Annotated in this window: 20 protein-coding genes; 6 read left to right on the forward strand and 14 right to left on the reverse strand. The window is 43.2% G+C overall.

The window, feature by feature from the left end; all coding sequences use genetic code 11:
• From argA to A3762_RS19975, 3 genes are all read right to left on the reverse strand, one after another.
• Positions 1-561 (reverse strand): amino-acid N-acetyltransferase (gene argA / locus A3762_RS19965; protein ID WP_068757288.1); only part of this gene is annotated, 561 nt, incomplete at its 3' end.
• Between the two features lie 18 nt (positions 562-579).
• Positions 580-1,752, reverse strand: coding sequence for an acetylornithine deacetylase (argE, locus tag A3762_RS19970; RefSeq protein ID WP_068757289.1), 1,173 nt, complete (start codon positions 1,750-1,752; stop codon positions 580-582).
• Between the two features lie 5 nt (positions 1,753-1,757).
• Positions 1,758-2,891 carry a hypothetical protein gene (locus tag A3762_RS19975; protein WP_197469429.1) on the reverse strand — a complete coding sequence of 378 codons (1,134 nt, stop codon included), beginning with the start codon at positions 2,889-2,891 and terminating at the stop codon, positions 1,758-1,760.
• Positions 2,892-3,111: 220 nt separating this feature from the next.
• Here A3762_RS19975 and A3762_RS19980 point away from each other — a divergent pair, with 220 nt between their 5' ends.
• The gene (locus tag A3762_RS19980; protein ID WP_068757292.1) at positions 3,112-4,131 is read left to right on the forward strand and encodes a GGDEF domain-containing protein; all 1,020 of its coding nucleotides are present in this window, start codon (positions 3,112-3,114) and stop codon (positions 4,129-4,131) included.
• Positions 4,132-4,136: 5 nt separating this feature from the next.
• On the opposite strand, the gene argB is transcribed toward A3762_RS19980, so the two are convergent.
• From argB to A3762_RS20005, 5 genes are all read right to left on the reverse strand, one after another.
• Positions 4,137-5,033, reverse strand: a complete 897-nt coding sequence (argB, locus tag A3762_RS19985) for an acetylglutamate kinase (RefSeq protein WP_068475502.1) — start codon at positions 5,031-5,033, stop codon at positions 4,137-4,139.
• 16 nt (positions 5,034-5,049) lie between these two features.
• On the reverse strand, positions 5,050-7,629 hold the full coding sequence (locus tag A3762_RS28940) for a phosphomannomutase/phosphoglucomutase (protein ID WP_369820706.1): 2,580 nt from the start codon (positions 7,627-7,629) through the stop codon (positions 5,050-5,052).
• Between the two features lie 56 nt (positions 7,630-7,685).
• Positions 7,686-8,144 (reverse strand): dUTP diphosphatase, encoded by a 459-nt coding sequence (gene dut, locus A3762_RS19995; RefSeq protein WP_068475506.1) that lies wholly within the window; start codon positions 8,142-8,144, stop codon positions 7,686-7,688.
• Positions 8,141-9,370 carry a bifunctional phosphopantothenoylcysteine decarboxylase/phosphopantothenate--cysteine ligase CoaBC gene (gene coaBC, locus A3762_RS20000; RefSeq protein WP_068757298.1) on the reverse strand — a complete coding sequence of 410 codons (1,230 nt, stop codon included), beginning with the start codon at positions 9,368-9,370 and terminating at the stop codon, positions 8,141-8,143. The genes dut and coaBC overlap by 4 nt, the downstream gene beginning before the upstream one ends.
• 81 nt (positions 9,371-9,451) lie before the next feature.
• Positions 9,452-9,661 carry a cold-shock protein gene (locus A3762_RS20005; RefSeq protein ID WP_068475510.1) on the reverse strand — a complete coding sequence of 70 codons (210 nt, stop codon included), beginning with the start codon at positions 9,659-9,661 and terminating at the stop codon, positions 9,452-9,454.
• 166 nt (positions 9,662-9,827) lie between these two features.
• Here A3762_RS20005 and nth point away from each other — a divergent pair, with 166 nt between their 5' ends.
• The 5 genes from nth to A3762_RS20030 all read left to right on the forward strand — a co-directional run bounded on the left by nth (position 9,828) and on the right by A3762_RS20030 (position 16,280).
• Positions 9,828-10,478 carry an endonuclease III gene (gene nth, locus A3762_RS20010; protein WP_068757299.1) on the forward strand — a complete coding sequence of 217 codons (651 nt, stop codon included), beginning with the start codon at positions 9,828-9,830 and terminating at the stop codon, positions 10,476-10,478.
• Positions 10,479-10,576: 98 nt separating this feature from the next.
• Positions 10,577-11,893, forward strand: coding sequence for a site-specific integrase (locus A3762_RS20015; protein WP_068757300.1), 1,317 nt, complete (start codon positions 10,577-10,579; stop codon positions 11,891-11,893).
• Positions 11,893-13,533, forward strand: a complete 1,641-nt coding sequence (locus tag A3762_RS20020; RefSeq protein ID WP_068757301.1) for a hypothetical protein — start codon at positions 11,893-11,895, stop codon at positions 13,531-13,533. Before A3762_RS20015 ends, A3762_RS20020 begins: the two co-directional genes overlap by 1 nt.
• 2 nt (positions 13,534-13,535) lie before the next feature.
• Positions 13,536-15,848, forward strand: coding sequence for a hypothetical protein (locus tag A3762_RS20025; RefSeq protein WP_068757302.1), 2,313 nt, complete (start codon positions 13,536-13,538; stop codon positions 15,846-15,848).
• A gap of 9 nt (positions 15,849-15,857) precedes the next feature.
• On the forward strand, positions 15,858-16,280 hold the full coding sequence (locus A3762_RS20030; protein ID WP_068757303.1) for a hypothetical protein: 423 nt from the start codon (positions 15,858-15,860) through the stop codon (positions 16,278-16,280).
• 664 nt (positions 16,281-16,944) lie between these two features.
• On the opposite strand, the gene A3762_RS20035 is transcribed toward A3762_RS20030, so the two are convergent.
• The 6 genes from A3762_RS20035 to A3762_RS20060 all read right to left on the reverse strand — a co-directional run bounded on the left by A3762_RS20035 (position 16,945) and on the right by A3762_RS20060 (position 21,780).
• Entirely contained in the window at positions 16,945-17,388 is a 444-nt protein-coding gene (locus tag A3762_RS20035; RefSeq protein ID WP_068757305.1) for a hypothetical protein, read from the reverse strand.
• A 417-nt stretch (positions 17,389-17,805) separates the two neighbouring features.
• A complete protein-coding gene (locus A3762_RS20040) occupies positions 17,806-18,603 on the reverse strand; it encodes a PhzF family phenazine biosynthesis protein (RefSeq protein WP_369820707.1) in 798 nt (265 codons plus the stop codon).
• 61 nt (positions 18,604-18,664) lie between these two features.
• Complete coding sequence (gene nadS / locus A3762_RS20045; protein WP_068481265.1) at positions 18,665-18,952, reverse strand: NadS family protein; 288 nt, start codon at positions 18,950-18,952, stop codon at positions 18,665-18,667.
• Complete coding sequence (locus tag A3762_RS20050) at positions 18,945-19,286, reverse strand: type II toxin-antitoxin system RelE/ParE family toxin (protein WP_068481262.1); 342 nt, start codon at positions 19,284-19,286, stop codon at positions 18,945-18,947. The genes nadS and A3762_RS20050 overlap by 8 nt, the downstream gene beginning before the upstream one ends.
• A gap of 617 nt (positions 19,287-19,903) precedes the next feature.
• A complete protein-coding gene (gene rpoS / locus A3762_RS20055; protein WP_068478066.1) occupies positions 19,904-20,887 on the reverse strand; it encodes an RNA polymerase sigma factor RpoS in 984 nt (327 codons plus the stop codon).
• Positions 20,888-20,967: 80 nt separating this feature from the next.
• A complete protein-coding gene (locus A3762_RS20060; RefSeq protein WP_197469430.1) occupies positions 20,968-21,780 on the reverse strand; it encodes a peptidoglycan DD-metalloendopeptidase family protein in 813 nt (270 codons plus the stop codon).
• Between the last annotated feature and the right edge of the window lie 68 nt (positions 21,781-21,848).

Below are 21,848 nucleotides of genomic sequence, written 5' to 3' on the forward strand. Positions count from 1 at the left end.
TAACTCTTCATAAGACAGATTAAAAATTTCACCGGTCACTGCGTAACCATGCCCTGTTTGAAGAACCAGTGCACCGCTTTTTAAGTGACCGTTAATACTTTCACTATCAACCTTACGCACTTTGCCGGTCCAGCCATAATCAATGCCGTTTAAGACCCCCATAGGCTTCGCCGAAATGAAATTACCACTCACCACTTTAATCGAAGAGCCATGCATTGGTGAGTTGACCAATCCAATAGAAAGTAAGGCTTCTACTTCACTTCTTACCTTGCCATATGCTTCGAGCACGCTAGGAAGTGCTTCCTTACTCGTAACTCTTAGGTTTTCCTCAACAACAGAACTCAAACCACGCGACATTAAATTTCTGTCGATCTGAGGACGTGCTCCTAAGACCAGCACCACACGAATACCTAGGCTACATAGCAAAGCAATATCATGAACGATGTTAATAAAATTCTTATGCTCAATCGCCTCACCACAAACGCCGAAAACCATGCTGCGATTTCGGTGTTGATTGATATAGGGTGAAGCGTGACGAAACCAGTTAATCCAATCTTGCATGTTTTATTATCTCTCGTACTAAGGCTGCGCGATACAATAACTATTGATCAGCGACGAAAGGACCTTAGCCATTTCTCCAACTTGTTGCTCGGCAAGAAACTCATTGGGTTGATGAGCTTGATCAATTGATCCAGCGCCCATTACAACTGTCTCCATTCCCATTCCACTCAAGAAGGGGGCTTCCGTTGCAAAAGCTACCGCCTCTGCTGGAACTCCAGTTAAGCGTTCACAAGCTTTAACTAGCTCCGCATCACGTGACGTTTCAAAGGCTGGAACTGGCTCTACCATATGGCGATGTTTTACATCGATCTTGTATTTGTAGCCTGTCTGTTTCACTAACGCATCTATCTCAGCATGAAGTGAAGAAACGGACATCCCAGGAAGCGGTCTGATATCAAAATTCATCTGACAGTGTCCACAAATCCGATTAGGGCTATCTCCCCCATGTATTGCACCGACATTTAATGTAGGTCCCGAAACTTCAAAATTCGCATTCTGATAGTTTGCCTGCAAACGGGAACGAAATGCGAAAAGCTCTCCTAAAAATCCGTGAACTGCATTGACGGCACTATTCCCCAAGTCTGGATTCGAAGAATGCCCAGAACAACCTCTAAATTCGACCGCCTCCATGAGAATACCTTTATGCATTCGAATAGGTCGAATACTTGTTGGCTCCCCAATAACTGCCGCTCGGGCTTGAAGTTCACCTTGCTGAGCGATCAGTCGCGCTCCCGCCATTGAGCTTTCTTCATCAGCAGTCGCAACAATGATTAAGGGCTCATTTAACTCCGCTTGATCCATACTCTTTAAGGCTTCTACTATGATAGGGAAGAAACCTTTCATATCGCATGTCCCTAAGCCATAGTACTTGCCCTCAGAGAAACTCAACTTAAAAGGGTCTGAGTTCCATCTTGCCTGATCATAAGGAACCGTATCAGTATGCCCAGCCAACACTAAACCTCGACTGCCTGTTCCAAGCGTCGCGATAAGGTTGTACTTTCCCGCCTGTTGATCAACCGGAATTACTTCACAGCGAAATCCTAAACCCAAAAGCCACTTTTCTAATTCTCGAATCACGGATTCATTACTATGATCCCAAGAGGAATCACTAGCGCTAATTGAATTTTCGCCGACAAGTTTCGCTAACAGCGTTTCAAAGCTGGGTAATTCTTTAGGAATATGCAATTTCATTGAATTTATTTCCAAACCTCTAGGACACTTAACTCAACGCGTTTAAACGTAAACGAAACACTTCCGTCTCCATTGAGAGGAGTGATCACAAGTAAGTGCTCATCAACCTGACTAAGCATACCCTCGGATTGTTTGCCATTCAGCAATGTGATGCGCACCCGTTCTTCTAACATCGCGTCAAGCTCTGTAAGCTCGACGTTCAAATATTGCGGCTCTATTTCCACTGGTTTACTTTCAACAACCGGCTCAGTTTTCGGTTCAGGAACATATTTCTGAAACCCAAGTTCAACGCCTTGATCCGTATTCACAGCAAGCTGCGTCCCACCGTATTCCAAGACAGGTAACCAACCATAAGCCTGTTCAATCGCCATGTCATGAGAAGACAAGCTGACATTCAACACTCCGCCTTTTGCGATATAAGCAGACAATGCCATCGCGGCTGCATCCGAGACACGAAACCCTTCTTGAAGTAACTGAGCTTTCCAACCTTCGATCACGGACATTGAGAATCCGGCTAGGTCTAAGTCCTCTTGGACCACAGATTCACAACTATTTAAGAGCCGCTTGAAATATCCATTTTCTATATATTCAAATGAAACCAAATCTAAGCCACGAGCTGTACTGAAGCGCATAGCTAAGGAACCTAAGTCATCAGTAACAAGTTCAAGCTCTATGTCATCTGAATGATTCTGAACAGAAGCATTGCCTGTAATAGCCGCGACAGAAATAACTTCAAACAACTGTGTACTCGGTACGCTTTGGCCATCGCAGCTCAACCAACCGAATAAGGCATTCGCAGGTACTGAAGTCTGCTCATTGAAGTGATCGATTAAAGCTTGCGATGGAAGGCTTACGGCCACACCTTGAAGAGAAACGGATTCGATGACTGAATAGTCTCCACTAAGCTTCTGAGTAAGGCTTAGGATTAAATCGAAAATACCATCAAAATGAAGCGTTGCCGCATCAGCCGATATGTCTTGCTTAGACTTAAAATGCTTAAAACTTGGCTGAGACACAACTATCTCGCCATCCAACAAGGATGTCTTCACGCCTGAGTATTGGAAAGACCCAACGTTCACCAAATCATCTTTGGCTTGAACCAGCACCTGGTTTGAAATTAGCACGAGAGCCAATTTCAAAAGCACGCCAACGACTATCAGTATCCCCGCTGTAATTATCAACTTACGCTTCATTGTTTTTATTCATCCAAATCTATGTACTCTCTAAACTATAGCAAACATCAAATACTTAGAAAGTTGAGAAATATAAAGCACTTATCGATAAAAGTTATAATGAACTTTAAAATCATGCTATACCTAAATATACCGATTCAATTTTTTACTAATTAACTTCGTAGATATGATACAAACAAGTAGTGATATCGGGCTTGCGGTGAGCCTTCTAAAACAAACTCTACCCGAAATGCAAAAACGTAATATTGCAACAACCCCCGAGAACTATGCCGTATGGTATGAGTATGTCAGCGGGCACAATGCGGAATTAGTTAATGAAATCAATCTATTAGATTTAAATCGCAGCTCTTTTACTTCTAATGTGCATAGAGAGTTATATCAAAAACATATTGCTAGCCAACACGAAGCGACAGTGAATCAGCTAAGTGATAGCGTCAAACAAGTTATTAACGAATTCTTACTTCGCTCTCGTCATGAGGGTGAAGGTCTGGGCGTTTACAGTAAAGCGTTAAACGATATCAGCTCAGAAGTGAATACAACGCAAGATATCGCTGAGCTTAAGCTCATGATCGCTCAACTGATTGAGCATACTAAAGAGCGAGAAGCCGCCACTTGCGCAATGCAAGAGTCACTTGAAAGCATGTCTAATGAAATGCAGCGTCTAAAAAACGAAGTAGCGCGATTGAGTGGCGAAACAAGCGTAGACCCTCTAACACGTATTTCGACGCGGGCTACATTTGATGAAGACTTAGCAATGCACATATCTATGAGTCAATCTCAAGACGAAGCACTTTCATTGGCTATTCTAGAAGTCGATCAGTTCGATCAATTCAGAGATAAGTTTGGCGATACGATTGGCGATAAAGTCTTAAAATTTATCTCCACACTATTCAAGAAGCACTTAAAGGGTAACGACTTAATTGCGCGCTATGATGAGTATAGTTTCGCGCTGCTCTTACCAGATACTCAACTTGAAGATGCAATTACCGTAGCAGAAAATTTGCGCCAACGTCTCGCAAAACAAACACTCTCGGACAGTGCAGAGAAGTTACAGCTCGGCACTATTACTGTTTCATGCGGTGTCGCAGAGTTAAACAAGAATAATGATATTAAGAGCTTTAATAAACGCGCGGAAGCTTTGCTAAGCGCAGCGCGTTTTGAAGGAGGTAATCGCGTCCAGAGCTAACGCGATTACACGTTACTGATTAGTGTTCCTACGCCTTCATCAGTAAATATTTCTAGTAACGTTGCGTGGCTAACACGGCCATCGATGATGTGCGCACTTTTAACACCGTTTCTCACAGCACTTAAAGCACAAGCGATTTTCGGCAGCATACCGCCGTAAATCGTCCCGTCCGCTATCAATTCATCCACTTGCTGTGTATTTAGCCCTGTCAGAATCTCACCTTGTTTATCTTGTAAACCAGAGATATTGGTAAGCAGAATCAGCTTCTCTGCATTCAGTTCTTCCGCAACCTTACCAGCAACAAGATCCGCGTTAATATTGTAAGAAACGCCATTCTCGCCTACGCCAATTGGTGCAATTACAGGAATAAAGTCGCCTTGAACAAGCATATCAATTGCTTCAGGGTTGATTCGACTAACTTCTCCAACATGGCCAATATCGATAATTTCAGACTTTTGAATTTCTGGCGAAGCACTCTTCACCTCAAGCTTACGAGCTCGAATAAAATCTGCATCCTTACCCGTCAAACCAATTGCTTTACCGCCATTGCGATTGATCAATGCTACAATTTCTTTATTAACCAAGCCACCTAATACCATTTCCACGACGTCCATGGTTTGAGCATCTGTCACACGCATACCATCAACGAAGCGACTTTCTATATTCAAACGACTTAACAAATCACCTATTTGTGGACCACCGCCGTGAACAACAATCGGATTAATACCAACCAATTTCATCAACACAACATCACGAGCAAAGCTGTTTTTTAGCTCTTCGTTTTCCATTGCGTTACCACCGTATTTAATAACGATAGTTTTACCCGCGAAACGTTGGATATAAGGCAGAGCCTTATTCAATACAGAAGCGACTTGAATCGCACTGTCTTTATCTAAACTCATTTATTCGAACTCTTAACTAAAACGGGATATTTAAACTGCTATCAACAGCTAATAATTGCTCTTTAAAGCGCGCCTGAATGCGTGCAATTGCCGACTCGTTGTCTGCCTCAAAACGGAGAACCAAAACCGGCGTTGTATTCGATGCGCGACATAGCCCCCACCCATCTGCAAAATCAACACGTAATCCGTCGATGGTAGAGACACTACCATCTTCAAATGCTGCAGCACGCCCACAAAGCTTTTCTATCAATTCAAACTTTGTTTCGTCCGTCACGGTGATATTAATTTCTGGTGTACTGGTATCTTCTGGGAATTCCGCAAACACTTCATCTGCCGAACGGTCTTCAATACCAAGAATTTCAAGTAAACGAACGGCGCTGTATACACCATCATCAAAACCGAACCAACGCTCTTTGAAGAATATATGACCACTCATTTCACCAGCGAGTAAGGCGCCTGTTTCTTTCATTTTAGCTTTGATCAATGAGTGTCCAGTTTTCCACATAATAGGACGACCACCGAAGCTTGCGACCAAACCATTCAAACGACGCGAACACTTCACGTCATAAATGATATCAGCGCCTGGATTACGCGAGACAACATCCTTTGCGAAAAGCATCAACAAACGATCTGGCCAAATAATCTTGCCACTGTTTGTCACAACACCTACCCGATCACCATCCCCGTCGAACGCTAAGCCTAAATCGGCATTCTCTCGCTGAACTGCCGCGATCAAATCTTGTAAGTTTTCCGGTTTGCCTGGATCAGGGTGGTGATTTGGAAACGTTCCATCAATTTCGCAAAACAATGGCACCACGTCACAACCAAGCTCTTCAATCAACTTAGGCGCAAGCTCGCCCGCAACACCATTACCAGCATCAACAACGACCTTAAGTGGCGCAGCAACAGCCGCATCATTAACGATTGTGTCTTGGTAGGCATCATCAACATTTTGCTCACTGACCGTGCCACTGCCACTAGCTAGGTCGCCATTTACGATACGATTGTACAAGGCTTGAATGTCTGGACCGGAAAGCGTGTTGCCAGCTACCATCATTTTGAAACCGTTGTAGTTACTTGGATTATGACTACCGGTAATCATAACGCCAGTTCCAGTATTTAAATGATGTGTCGCAAAATATAAAACAGGAGTAGGAACTTGGCCAATAACGATTGCGTCAGCCCCTGCGGAAGTAATACCTCTGCAGATTGCCTCACAGTATGGTCGGCTAGATAAGCGCCCGTCATAACCGACACACAGAGTACTTTGTCCTTGCGCCAAGGCTTCAGATGCAAGCGCTCGACCGATTAACTCGACGCCTTCGTCAGTTAAAGTTTCATCGACGATTCCACGAATATCATAAGCTCGGAAAATTGAAGACTCGATTGAATAAGTTGTCTTTTCTTCAACAACAGTTTCTGTAGTTTCGTTCAAACCCAACTCCTCATCTAGGTCCAAATCATCAAAATTTAGCTCGTCACTTAGGTCGTGCTCAGGCTCTAATTCTTCATCAACAACAAGTTCGGCAAGAGGCTCATTTACAGGTAGCTCTTCTTCCGCCGCAGGTGCTGATGGTTTAGGTTTCTTTGATACCTTTTGCTCTTGCGTCGACAGCGCTTGATTAGCATTTGTAACAAGTGAAATGGTCTCGGAAAAATGCAAACGCTGCGTTGATTTTCGTTCACCAGAAATGGCTGACTGCACAAGTGAATCCGCTAATACCACGTCGCTATGAACTTTTTGCAATCGAAATCTGCATACCAGATAAACAAGCACGAGCGTAGATAAGGCAGCGCTGCTGAGCATAATCCAAAGCAGTGTTCTATCTATGGCAACAATAGCTGTCGAATTAGACAGATATCTAAGCTGCCAATTACCTATATTCAGAGATTTACTGATCTCTTCTCCACCAACACTACTACCAGCAGAAAATACTTTAGATGCAGATTGATCAACTCCACCATAGATGGTGAGACTACCTTGCAAGGCTTGAGCTTTAATCTGTACTTCCTTCGATATCTCGCTCAAATCAAAGACAAATAAAACAACAGCAGGATCATTGTTCTCAACACGCACCGCTGCTTGATAGAACCAACTCTTTCCGTCAAAAAACGCATCAAATCTTAGTTTATCAATATCTTGCGCTTTTCTAACGGCGTCGACACTCGCATATCCTAAATCAGAGTAAATAGTACGCGCTTGCCCAAGCTGTGATTCTGGAATGACATAAAGACCTACTAAGTCACTAAAACTTGCCTTCATTAATTGATGACTTGTTTTGTCGCTAGAGAAACCATTCATCAATACATTATTGGTCGCGACAGATTTTAAGGCATATAAACGTTCTTGAATCATAAAATTCAAGTCGCTCTGAACAAGACTTGCGTAATTTTGATTGATATCGTTTTGCTGATCTTTCTCAACACTTTGCACAAAGTAAAGTTCGATAAGTAGAGCCAACGCGATAACACTTATGAAAGCTATCGCTGCGGGCTGAAAGCTCCAGGCCGCGATGGACTTGCCTTGATTATCATCTGCAACCTTGCTCTTCCCTTTGCTTGTTGCCTTACCTTTTTCTCGCTTCTCAGTTTTCACCAGCGCGTGCTTTTTCTTGAGCCCCAACATGAATCCATCCCGACTTAATGTGTTTCTTATTTTGTACCCGTTGAACCAAATCCACCGGTTCCTCTATCTGATTCTTTAAACTCGTCGACGAGATTAAACTCGACTTGCACGACAGGCAAAACAACTAGCTGAGCGATACGTTCACCCGGCTCTATACAAAATGTTGTATTTCCTCTATTCCAACACGAAACCATCAACTCGCCTTGATAGTCAGAATCTATCAAACCAACGAGATTCCCCAAAACAATCCCATGCTTATGACCAAGGCCAGACCTAGGTAATATTGTTGCCGCCAGCTGAGGATCTTCGATATAAATCGCCAATCCCGTAGGTATCAGGGTAGTTTGGCCAGGTTCTAAGTTAATCGATTCGTCTAGGCAAGCTCTCAAATCAACACCCGCAGAACCCTGAGTTGCGTAACTAGGTAAGGGAATAGTATTCCCAATTTTGTCATCCAAGATTTTTATTTGTAATGGTGTTTTCATTTACTTTTTCTTTTTTGATTTAATTTTTCAGATAGTCGAGTCACTAATTCTTGAGCCAAGGAAGCTTTAGATGTCAAAGGCAATAATTCTTCACCATCTACAGTAACCAAAGTTACCTCATTGTTGTCACTATTAAATCCAATTTCTTGATTCGAAACATCATTCGCAATAACGACATCTAAGCTCTTCCGCTTAAGCTTAGATTTAGCGTACTGAATAACATCGTTTGTTTCAGCAGCAAAACCAACAATTAGAGAGTGACTACTTTCTCGCATAGCAGAGACGTTAGCAATTATGTCAGGATTCTGAGTAAGCTCTATTTGAATATTATCGCCGAAACCAGTCTTCTTCATCTTCTGTTCAGAAACATCAATTGGCCTGTAATCGGCAACCGCAGCAGAACCAATAAATACATCTAATCCAGTTCGTGCTTGTCGCATTGCTTGCTCATACATCTGTTCCGCAGACGTCACATCAATACGTTCAATACCACTGCTACATGATAAGTTAACAGGACCGGAAATTAAGCAAACATCTGCACCCACTGCATGGAAGGCTTCTGCCAAGGCATAGCCCATCTTGCCTGAGCTATGGTTTGAAATATATCGAACAGGATCAATCGCTTCTCGCGTTGGCCCTGCCGTAATAACGACTCTGTACTTACATTCTCGCGGTGTTGATTCCTGAGAAATTGCCGCAACAATATCGCTTGATTCCATCATTCGACCAAAACCAACATCACCACATGCTTGTTCGCCTGATGCTGGCCCTACTATTTGGAGTCGCTGCTCATAACTTTCGATGAGATTCTGGAGATTCTTTTGCGTAATAGGATTTGCCCACATTACTTGATTCATTGCCGGCGCGATCGCTATCTGCGCCTCGGTCGCTAGCACAAGCGTTGTGAGAAGATCATCCGCAAAGCCATTAGCTATTCTTGCGATGCAATTTGCACTAGCAGGTGCGATCAATATGAGATCTGCCCATTTTGCGAGTTCGATATGCCCCATTCCTGCTTCAGCATCTTCATCAAGAAGTGCTGTAGAAACAGGTTCGCCACTTAAAGCTTGGAAGGTCAATGGTTGGACGAATGCACACGCACCCTGCGTCATCACAACGCGTACGTTCGCACCGTTTTTCTTGAGTTGGCGACAAAGGTCGGCAGATTTATAAGCAGCAATACCACCACTCACGCCGAGCACAATATTACAGTCTTGAAGTGCCATACTATTTTTGGTCTATCAGATAAAAACAAACCCGCTGTCGCAAGCGATAGCGGGTTCGTAGAATTTCGATCGGGTTATGTCCTACTTAGGAACAACCTGCTCAGCTTGTGGGCCTTTTTGACCTTGGCCTACAGTGAACTCAACTTCTTGGCCTTCAGCTAAGGTTTTAAAGCCTTCAGACTGGATTGCACTAAAGTGAACAAAAACGTCTGGACCGCCGTTTTGCTCGATGAAACCGAAGCCTTTTGACTCGTTAAAAAACTTAACCTTACCTGTAACTCTTTCTGACATAACCTATTCCTGAATATATAACGTAATTGAAACGCTCAAAACGTGGATATAGGTATGTACAAACAAGCATTCTAGATGCCCAATGTCATAAAAATAGCCGTGTTTTTAAGGCTTCCTTAGTTATACTAGCTGACTTTAATTACAAACACCAAGAATTGTTTTAACAATGAACAAAAGCATTCGCACAGAGATCTTCACACGCTTTCGAAACGACAATCCAAAACCTGAAACAGAACTGAATTACAGCTCTCCTTTCGAGTTACTTATTGCTGTCATTTTATCTGCCCAAGCGACCGATAAAGGCGTTAACAAAGCAACTGACAAACTCTTTCCTGTCGCAAACTCTCCCGAAAAAATATACGCGCTGGGAGTAGATGGCTTAAAGGACTATATAAAAACCATCGGCCTATTTAATGCTAAAGCAGAAAATGTCATCAAGACATGTGAGATGCTCATTTCTCAACACAACTCAGAAGTACCTGAAGATCGCGAAGCCCTAGAGGCACTCCCTGGCGTTGGAAGAAAAACCGCTAACGTTGTACTTAATACAGCCTTTGGCCATCCTACAATGGCGGTCGACACACATATTTTCCGAGTAGCAAACAGAACGAAGATCGCTCCGGGCAAGAATGTACTGGAAGTCGAAAAGCGCTTATTACGCGTTATTCCAAAAGAATTTCTTGTGGATGCTCACCACTGGCTGATACTTCATGGACGCTACACATGTATGGCACGAAAGCCTAGATGTCAGAGCTGCATGATCGAAGATTTATGCGAATACCCTCCACTAAAAAAAAACGTAAAAAATAAATCCTAGTAAATGCCATAGATTCCTTCGGGAATCTTTTTTTGCCTTTACAACCGGTAAGAGAACACTCAAGGTAGATTTACGTGTAAGCACTAATAAAATTTGTNATGAATAGTTTAACTGAAAATATTCAAGTTAAAATATATAAGGATATGAATGGCTATTCGTTTCCCGTTATTGTTCGCAATGGTTTACCTTGCTGCTTGTACCTCAATGCTTACCTCAACGGCAATCATAGTTCCCCACTTTCCACAACAAAATCACGAAAATCAAAACAGCCAACTTCATTTCACACCCGAAAGAAATATGCCTATGAGTTGAAGTTTCTATATCGCTTTTTCATGGAGAACAGTATCGACCTTGTTGAGCGTGTAGCATGCGGTACGTTTTTATCAATTGAGGAAATTGATAACTACATTCGTGCTTGTAAATTTTATGTGGACGCAGAAGCCGATAACAAAGACAGCGCAGTAGTCAGCCTGACGGATAAAAAAATCAGAGATGCGATACATGCGACATTCAACAGTCAGCCAGAAGTGTCAGCGCATACGTTTAATCAACGCCTCAATCGTCTGAAAGACTACATTGAATTCCTATATATCTGCCATCACTATGATAAAGCTGAGACCGAGCAACAAATCAGCACGGATGATCAATTTAATAAATTTAAGCTCTATATCAGCGCAGCAATATCGAACTCCAGAAAAGACAACACCGTTGTTAAGGATGCTTTTGAATCAGCGATCCCATCCGATAAATTCTTTGAATTGTTAGATGTTATTCAAGAACGCTCGCCTAATAACCCATTCAAATCGAGCAAGCTTCGAAATCAGATCATCGCCCAAATATTGATTGATACTGGAGTTCGTGTGGGTGCGGTATTGAAATTAAAGGTGAGTGATTTGGTGGATGATTGGGGTAATCCTAGATTCCTACTGACCCGAACGCCCAATGACCCAACAGATATAAGGCGACTTCCCGCCGCGAACAAAACAAAAGCCCTCTCAGTTTCCATCTCTCGTGATTTAATGAAACTTATTAGGCTCTACATTGAAACTGTGCGAAACATTGCCCCCAACGCTCATAAGCATGATTTTGTCTTCATCTCGGAAAAAGGGAAATCCATCGGAAACCCAATCTCTTACAACGCCATTCAGAAGATCATAAATACCTTTGGGCAGAAGATTGGGATAGCGCTACATCCTCATTTACTTCGTCATAAATGGAATGAAATCTTTGAAGATAAAGCCAGAGAGAAAGGATTTTCAGCCGATAAAATCGAAGATCTTCGTAAATATGCGATGGGTTGGGCAGAAGATTCAAAAATGGCTTCCGTCTACAACGAGTTCCAATTAGCCGTGGCGGTGGCAGAAATCTCATCGAAGAACCAAAGCCAATCCGTACCCAACCTGAGAGGTGACTAATGGATAACCTCGAATTAAATAACTTGAAGCTTCGCTATGAAGGAAAAACCACCTTTCAATCAAAAGTGGAAGGCTATGAGTTCGACCTCTTTTCCGATGAATGGGTGCTCGGTTACAAGAAAACCCTTTATCTTGAGTGGATGAACACGTTGGACAGTGACGTTTTTCTCGACCTTCGGTTGGCGATTGCACACGCGGCCAAATACTACTCCTGTAACTCTCTGAATGTTCATGTCTCCATATTAAAAACGCTTTGCCAGTATTTAGAACCAGCAACATTTGATGCATGGTGGCTAACGCTCACGGACTATAAAAAGAAAGTAAGATATACATTGTACGCATTTTGTCAGCGAAGCCCTGAACATCGTAGCGAAGTCCTCATTCCGCTCTATGACCTCGTTAAAGAGGAAAATCTAGGCAGATGGGATAGCTCAAAAAATATCCTTGATGAAACAACTGGCGCGTACAGTGAAATAGAGCGTGATAATCTTTTAGAAGCACTGCGAATCGAAACACTCCATGCGCTCGATAATGAATTTGCCACCACGAAGTCCTTTACTCGCCTGAGAAATATTCTGGCGTGTCAGTTGATGGTCGCTGTCGTAAGAAGACCCACGCAATTAGTTCAACTCAAATGGTGCGACCTCTTGCGAGTAGGTCAGGCGTTTACCTCACACAAAGAGCATAACCGTGATTGGCAACCTTTGACACAGCATCACTTTTCTGATGTGGAGCAATTGCACCTGCGAACCTTTAAAGGAAAAGACGGAGGATTTAGGCGCAATGCCGAATCACGCTCACATCGACTCGATCCGAACTTGTCTGCATTGCTGCTTCAATATTACCAAGTGTATGAAACCCATTTAGGTGTCAGATTGAGCCAGTGCAACATCGCACTGACTGAGAGTGACGCCAAAGCACTGATGCAACGACTCCCGCTGTTTCCAGACCAAAGTTTATTTTTAACAAGGTTTGAGACGAAAGAAAGCCTCTTTCGCTCCATGAGCGACACATCCCAATCGTTTCATCTCTCTTCTAATTCTCTTAGAAATAATATTATTTACCTCTTTAATAAAAAGCTCGACATTAAAAGTGACCGCATCGCCCATCAGCCCCTTTCCTTTAAGAATAACCGCTGGCGTCACACCCAGTTAACCCTTGCGGCCTGGATGGGATTAAGTCCCGCGCAAGTTGCCGCCATTACAGGTGTCACCGTGGCGGCCATCCAATCTTACCTTGATTTAAAAGCGCCTGAACGGGTCAAAATTGACCAAGCCTTTGTGGGAAATAGTGTCATACAACGCTTTGATAGCGTCTCTTCGAAAGAGTTACAGCAACACCCTGATTTTGTGGTTAAAAGTCTTTTTGATGAGGAGATCGGGCACAAACTGAACCCCGCTAATTGCGCCAGCTGTCAGTCAAAAGGAGCCGCCCCGATGGGGTGCTACCCATGTGATAATTTTCGACCATTAGAAACCGCCAACCATCAGCCATATTTAGATAAAGCCGAGCGTAAACTGGCGATTAACAGTCAATCAGGGCACCCCGCCACAGTCAAACGGCTGCAAACCATCATTCTTTATATCCAAGTGACGATTGCACTGTGTGAAGAGAGAAAAACCCTGAAACTAGGGGCGTAAGTATGAGTACGATAAATCGCTACATTGATAATCAGCGTGCTTACGTAACCAAAAAGAAAGCGCAGCCGCTGATGGGCTTTACTAACGCTCAGGATGAGCCTGCGTCATGGGATGACATGGCGGTGACGTTCACCGACAGCGGCGGCAGAACCCTGAATATTCTCTTTTGTAATATGAATAAAAACAGACCAAGAATAGGTACTCGCTTCACAGAAGATGATCGATTGGCACCTGAAACACACGATTTATTATTTGCCTATACGCTTGATATATTAAAGGAAAACATAACCCGAGCCGGGAAGAGAGATAAAATCACGACCGCAAGATACTTCCTTTGCCGCTTAGATCAGAATGTCGCTTCGGCCTCCCTTGAAACGATTCAACACGCCATCGACTCGCTGACAAACCCTAAACGCCTAGCGGCCTTCATCGACTGGCTTCACCGCCATAAAATGCTGCCCAAAAGCTGCCAGCCGTGCATTAACACCACCATTGAAACATTACGAGGAAAAAGTGGTGATGACGCACTGGCGGCGGAGAAAAACAAACTGCCTTCGGAAAAAACGCTTTTGGCGCTCGGTGCTATCTTTCATGATGTGATCCCGCCTTATCAGGATGAATACAAAAACAACGTTGATGCCTGGCAACCCCTTATCGCTGCCACGAAAGAGCAGCGAGACAGCTTTAGCTGCACCATGGCAGCACTGGGCATGGCGTCACCCAATCGCATCGGGGCAGAGCAAGTGCTTCTGGAAACACAACGCATACAGCGTCATATGCAAGTTGTCGATGGAAAAGAAAAAACGGTGCATTATCTGAACTGGCGGGGCTCAAAGGGGTATAAGGACAATCAAAATCATATCAATGCCGAAATGGTTGAAAGTGTAGACCGAGCCTTACACTACACCCTCTTAGTAACAGAGCCTGCCAGAGCGCTGGCTCGGTTCTATCGACAGCCAAATCGCCCTCTGAAAGACGTACTCGGTGACTTTAAGCCGAGCGATGAGAACATCGCCCTGCTTAAGCCCTCCATGAGCAAGCCCACCCACCTTTTACATCTGGGCTTGCTGCTGGGCTTTTTTGACGGCAGTGACAAATGCGTCCGAGTCTCACCTGACACAAAAGGGGCTATCGATGTATCAATCACTAACCCAAAGTTCATCAAACCCATCGCGCAGTTGGAGCCGTTCGACACACTTGTGTTTAAGGCTCATTGCCCTTACGCCTATGAGTTGGTGGGATGCAGTTTATCCATCCAATGTCAATACAACAAATACACCGTAGGCCAACAAACACTCACAGTGGCCGAGTTTCAAAATCACATCGTCGAGACGAATCAATCTCAACTCAACGGATATAATCATCACCAAACGAAGTCTGTCGATGTTGAACGCGCGTTGTTTATGTATACACAAAAGCAAATGGGCGGCAAAGTAAAAAATCCTTTTCTTTTGGTGCCAATTAGGACACTCAGCGAATTATTTGCTAGAGAATTAGTTAAACGCACCAAATCACGACTGACTCTCTTTGAGCGCCACGGGTTTGCCTCCGACTTTGTGCTCAAGCCACACCAACTGAGGCATTGGCAAAATGATTACCTTGCGAAAAAAGGGCTGCCTCACCTCCTCATCACCCTGCTATCTGGTCGAAAGAGTGCAGAGCAAACACTCGAGTATATCCATACCACGGACGCCCAAAACGCCTCGGTGATTGGGGATATCACTTATTCTAATGAGCTAGAAAACGACGTTAAAGAGAAGGTCAGTCAGCGTATTAGAACCATGAACCAGTACAATGAGGCCATCGACAATGAAATGCCGACGTTTACTCATGAAACAGGGTTTTGCACTCAGAACCTCGCCATATCACCTTGTACTTACATGTCAGAGTTTGAAACACAATGTGCGCTGTGCTCATCGTCCTGCCATGTCGCCCACGATGATGAAGCTATTGCTCTACTTATAAAAGATTTAAAGGTGCAGACGCATAACCTGGAAAGGGTTCAGGAGGCCATCAACTTTGTCGCTAGTGAAAGTATGCAGGCGTGGTACAAAACCCATTATCGCAACATATGTATGCTAAAACACCTTATTGAAGTGCTATCCGATGACGCCATTGAAAAAGGCAGTATGGTGCGTTTACTTACCCATTCAAACAGCATGAGAATCACCAATTTAGAGACAAAAACAGTGAAAGAACACACGTTGGCGCTGCCTGATGCCGAGCAAGCCCTTCAAGCTGCGATTGAGCTAAAAAGGGACAAAAGCAAAGATGTAGCCACCCATAACTTTTTAGGCTTTCTAGGCTCGCTCTGAGGGAATGATATGGCGCTTAAATCACTCGACACTGAACAGCAAATTTCCATACAAGCCCTCATTCGAAGCTGGGAAGGTAAGTTAACGTGGGATTTGTTAGTCACAAAAATTGAATCCAGCTTGGGCATTGCCACCACGAGACAAACGCTCGACAAGTACGCCAATATCAAACATGAGTACCAGCAACAAAAGCAAGTCTTACGAGGCAAACCAGTTTCGTCTGACAATGAGGAACTACTCTCATACTTACAGAAGGATGTGGAGCTAGCGGAGAAAGTGATCCAACTGGAAGCGCAACTTGCGGTGGCGCATTCAGAGATTGGTAAACTTCAAGCTTTCATTCAAAAGTTATCCAGCATTGGCAAAACCAACTCAAGTGTCATGGATGTGTTTCAAAAGACCTTACGAGACGTTGAAAGTAGCAATAAGTAAACATCACAAAGAGGGATAAAATATATGGCAAGAGGTCAGCAAAAAGCCAAACACAATCTTGATGCTTTTGCTTCTTGAGTAGCAACCCAAACTGACGAAGAATTTAAACAGATAGTTTATCGAGGCCAGTTAAATCGAGGCGAAATAGCAACAGCTATCGGTTGCGGCAAATCAGCGTTAAATCAAAACCCAGCCCTCAAACAAGAGCTGGCATAACTAGAGAAAGAGTTACGCAATAAAGGCGTCCTCCCAAAATTAAGTGACGCCGCAAAAGAAAGCGACACAAAACCAAAAAAATACGACAACACAGCTAATCGTAAAAGCTTAGATTCCAAAAGGGTATCTAGCCTGGAAGCAGAGAATATTGAATTAAAGGCGAAGGTCAAAGAGCTTGAGAACAGACTTGCTCGTTTCGGTGAACTCAATGAAACTCTTGCTGAAATGGGATTCATGCCGCGATGAATGATATAAACCGCTTGTTAGTTTATTGGCCTATGGTGTCTCAAATTAGACAGAAGCGGAAGTCAGAAGAATGCTTTTGCAGTTTCGGTTTACTTCGGGTTTATTTAGAAAGCAGACATGAACGCATAGCTGTGGGGCGCCGTAGGCGTCCCAGGAGCGAAGCGACGAACACGAGCGACTTGTTACACGGCTATAGTAAGATCTATAGCTTTAAGGTCCATGTCGGGATTTTACGGAACGTGTTTGAAACTAACCCTTTATATTCAACAGGCTCTAGGATCAGCAAGTTATCTTTGATTTGAATTTTCTGATTCTCTTCTGAGTCAGGATTGCCCATATTGAGCTGCATATATAATTGCCCATCTTTAATTCTATATATTCCTGAGTATTCTTTGAGTGCTTTAGTTTCAATAAACATCGGGTCAATCGCGCGAATCAATATTTTGTTATTACTTTTAAAGTAAAACTCGGCCGCACCAGAAGCAGGGTTTGTATTATTGATGCTGATCTCTTTACCGTTCTGCTTTATTGATACGGCTTGCCAATGACCTTCGATTTGTTTATAGAGAGACGAATCATCAGCATACGATGCCCATGAAAATGCGATCAAAATGAGTAGAGATGATAGGCGAACTGTTTTTTTCATTGTTAGATTTCAAGATTGGCAAGATGCATCGATTGATGCCGTGTAATAGTGTGTTTAACGAACCCTCCGGTCCGCTAAACACTTTTTCTACGTTTTTATTAATTTAAGTTTTCACAATCATATCAGTTATTTACGAGCCTTGATGAGAAACTCGTCATTGGAAAATGCGGACCGTTTGTTCGTATTTGTCCTTTTTTGCTTACCCGAATATCGGAGTTTCTCTTGTAAAATCAAACTTTTAAGGATGCATCGAAGATGATTATGATTAGACAGAAGCGGAAGTCATAGCGTTAAGTCTGCAATCCCACATTATTTACGGTTCATTGAGTATGCGGACATACGAGAAGTTTGTACATAGTCCTTCGAGCAAGCTGCCAATTGTTGTGCTCGTTAAAAACTCTTGGGGTGAAAAATTGACTACACGTCGATTTTGATTACACCTTTCAGGTAGTCAACCACGTTGCCAGTAAGTACAACTCTATTGCCATCCACCTCACACTCAACGATACCTGTTCTTTTGGAAAGTTGCTTTGCGGTAAGGTGACTTTTACCCAATCTATTGCCCCAATAAGGCGCTAATTCACAATGTGCTGACCCAGTAACTGGATCTTCGTTTACCCCCAATTTTGGAAAAAAGCAGCGACTAACGAAGTCGAACTCATCACCAGGAGCAGTGACAATAACCCCACGTAAGTCAAGTTCAGAGAGTTTTAAAAAGTCGGGGCTAACAGCCAAGACCTCGGCTTCATTATCTAAAACGGCAATATAATCAGAAGCTGACCATGCTGCTTTCGGCTCAATCCCTAGCGCCTCTGAAAGGATGTCATGGTTTGTTGTTTCCGTTAGAACTGCAGCAGGAAAGTTCATGCCATAACCAGAGTCAGTTCTTTCGACAACCAGAATGCCGCTTCTTGTCTGAAATCGAATGGCCTTGCCAGAATAGCCAAGATGCTTAAATAAAACGTGCGATGCAGCCAAAGTAGCGTGCCCACAAAGATCGACTTCATGTTCAGGCGTGAACCAACGTAAACGAAAGAAATTTTGTGTTTCTACAAAGAACGCCGTTTCAGAAAGATTGTTTTCTTGGGCAATTTTTTGAAGCAGGTCATCCGGTAACCATGACTGTAAAGGGCATACCGCGGCAGGATTACCTTCAAAAAGCTCAGTCGCAAAAGCATCGACTTGAAAGAGGTTTAATTCCATTTTTTCTTTCAACTAAAGTAAACAAAATAGCGTAATTACAACGCCCGTGATCCTTAAGCGCATCAGCGAACAATTATGATGCCAAAGCCTTAAGAACTGTTTCAGGCTCTTTAGCAACGACATTTAGTAGGACCAGTGCCGGGCCTTGAGGTTTTCGATCTCCTCGCTCCCAATGACGTAATGTACTGACACTAATGCCGAAAGCCGATGCAAATTCATTTTGCGACATGCCGACTTTCGCGCGAATCTCTTTGACATCAAGAGGGCTAAACTCATGCACAACCGCTTTTTTGAGTTTGCCCTCAGAGTAATCAATGGCCTCTTGGAGCCCCTGTTTAATGCTTGCGAACGTATTAGACATCTGATTCACCATAACTATTAACAAGTAAAGTAGTAAGCTTGGCCAAATCATTTCGTTCAGTTTTGCTTAGATTGGCCTTTTCACCCTTTTCAAATACAGTAAGCAAGAAGAGCGGAATCGAGCCGTTGTGATAATAGTAGATGACACGCACGCCTCCGCTTTTGCCTTTTCCTTTTGCAGACCACCGTAATTTCCTGATACCGCCAGTACCTTGCATAATATTCCCCGCTTGAGGGTGCGCAGCTAGGTAATTAATAATGCTCGTCTTCTCTTCACCTTTTAACAGATCTGAAGCGCGTTTCTGAAACTCTGGTAATTCAACAATAGTTTGCATGGGTCAAAGCATAATCCAATGGATTATATTGAGTCAACATCTTCGGCTATTGCCTGAGCAGCAACATAGATCAGCTATTCCCACAAGTACTTGAGATTTGTTGAGGCAGCAATGTCTGACAACTTATTGTAAGCAGACGCCAGATACAGAGTAACTCAACAGCCGCTTTTGTCTAACAGCGGAAGCAACCGCCGCTCAAATCTCGACGTCTGCAATCCTCTTTTTTCAGCCATTTTGCCTGTTCTACAAAGTCCAAAAGTTAACGACTTTATTGTTCGCCGACATCAACCTTACCGAAAATTGAAGTGAATTTTTTAGGCGTGAATTCAGTTATTTTTGTAAAGAATATTTGATCAATTTAACCAGATTTATCTTTTAGATTAGGCGACATTTACAAAATGTAGAGATTTATGTAATGAATAACGACCAGTTAAATCGTTCTTAAGCCCTATGAATACTGGCACAATACTCACTCACACACCAAGTAATTATATTTTTAGTGGGTATAATAGAAGTTTAAAGACAAGACCGGCGAATAACGCTGCGATTAGAAACAAAAAAACCGCCATCTTATTCAGATGGCGGCAAATAATATTAGGACCTAGAACAAGTAGTGGCTATTTAAATAACATATCGCCACTCAAACCTTGCTTTTCAAGAATGTCGCGTAAGCGCTTAAGTGCCTCTACTTGAATTTGGCGAACACGTTCACGGGTCAAGCCGATTTCGCTACCAACCTCTTCCAAAGTACTCATCTTATAACCGCGCAGACCAAAACGGCGTGACAACACCTCTTGCTGCTTGCCAGAAAGCTGATCCAACCAACCATCAATCGAACCTTGCAAATCGTTATCTTGCAAGATTTCGGCAGGATCCGAAGCATTTTCATCTGCAACGGTGTCTAGTAACGATTTATCGCCATTCACACCAATCGGTGTATCAACAGAAGCTACACGCTCATTAAGACCAAGCATCTTCTTCACATCAGCAACTGGTTTGTCGAGAAGATCCGCAATTTCTTCTGCTGATGGCTCGTGATCAAGCTTTTGTGTCAATTCACGTGCTGCGCGCAAATATAAATTCAATTCTTTCACAACATGAATCGGCAAACGGATGGTGCGTGTTTGGTTCATGATTGCGCGCTCGATGGTTTGACGAATCCACCAAGTAGCATATGTTGAGAATCTGAAACCGCGCTCAGGATCGAATTTCTCAACCGCGCGAATCAAACCTAGGTTACCTTCTTCAATGAGATCTAGAAGAGTCAAACCGCGATTAACGTATCGACGCGCAATTTTTACAACTAAGCGCAAGTTACTTTCAATCATGCGCTTACGACCAGCTTCATCTCCTTTCTGAGCAAGGCGCGCAAAATGCACCTCTTCCTCAGCTGATAGAAGAGGAGAAAAACCGATCTCATTTAAATACATTTGAGTCGCATCAAGTTGACGACTTGCGGCTGCATCTCCGCGAGTTCCTGTACGACGGCTATCGATAGATGTAACTACCGATGCAATATCTTCTTCATGCTGTGAATTTCCATTGTCTGAACCAAAACCGAACTGCTCTGCTTCAAATAAAGTATCTCTTTCTGCTGCCATGGTGTTTCTCCGCTTTTTATTGTCTATTCCGTTTTCAGGAATAACCTAGCTGTTTCTTAATCGCCCTCTTATGAAGGCATCTATCTTTTTGGCAAGTACTTTTCCGGGTTGACCGGCTGACCATCCTTACGAATTTCAAAATGAAGCATAGGCTTTTGGCCTTTCGTACCCATTGTTGCAATTCGTTGACCACGCCGGACAGGTTCACCCTCTTTTACCAGCATCGTCTGGTTGTGCCCATAAGCACTTAGGAATCGATCGCTGTGGTTAATGATTATAAGATTTCCATAACCTAAGAGACCGTTCCCTGCATATACAACTTCTCCCGAAGCTGCTGCATTAACGTCATCGCCGACGGCACCTCCTATATCAATGCCTTTGTTGATATCCCGACTGCGTGAGTTCACAGAATACTTCGCAAGGATCAGGCCAACATGAGGCCACGCCCAAGTTATGTTATTGGAATTATTGAGATTTTTGTTCTTTGTCGATTTGTAACGAGATTCAGGTTTTCGTTTACGTTTTGTTACATTTGAAGAACCAGAAGGCGAAGAGCTGGCAGAATTTGAGGCCGACTGGATGGCTGAAGCACTCACTTCCAAGTCTATTTTTTGACCAACAAAAACGGTATATGGCGATTTTATGTTGTTAGCACTTGCTAACTCTTTGTAGTCACGTCCGTAGCGCCACGCGATCTTGTATAGCGTTTCACCGGACTGAACCACATGAGTTCCAAAATACACCGGAGGGTTAAAGTTTTTATTGTAGTAAATGTCTGGAGAAGTGCACGCCGATAATGCAAAAAAAACCAAGATACATTTGGTTACAGAAAGAGCTTTGCGCCAAAAGACGTCAATTTCTCGTACACCAAACATGAGTTTTTCGTTCAACATATCGACCTTAAATATAACCTAAAGAAATATAAAAATATTTTTATATTTCTTTATATTTTACATAAGTA

The organism is Oleiphilus sp. HI0125, from assembly GCF_001635355.1.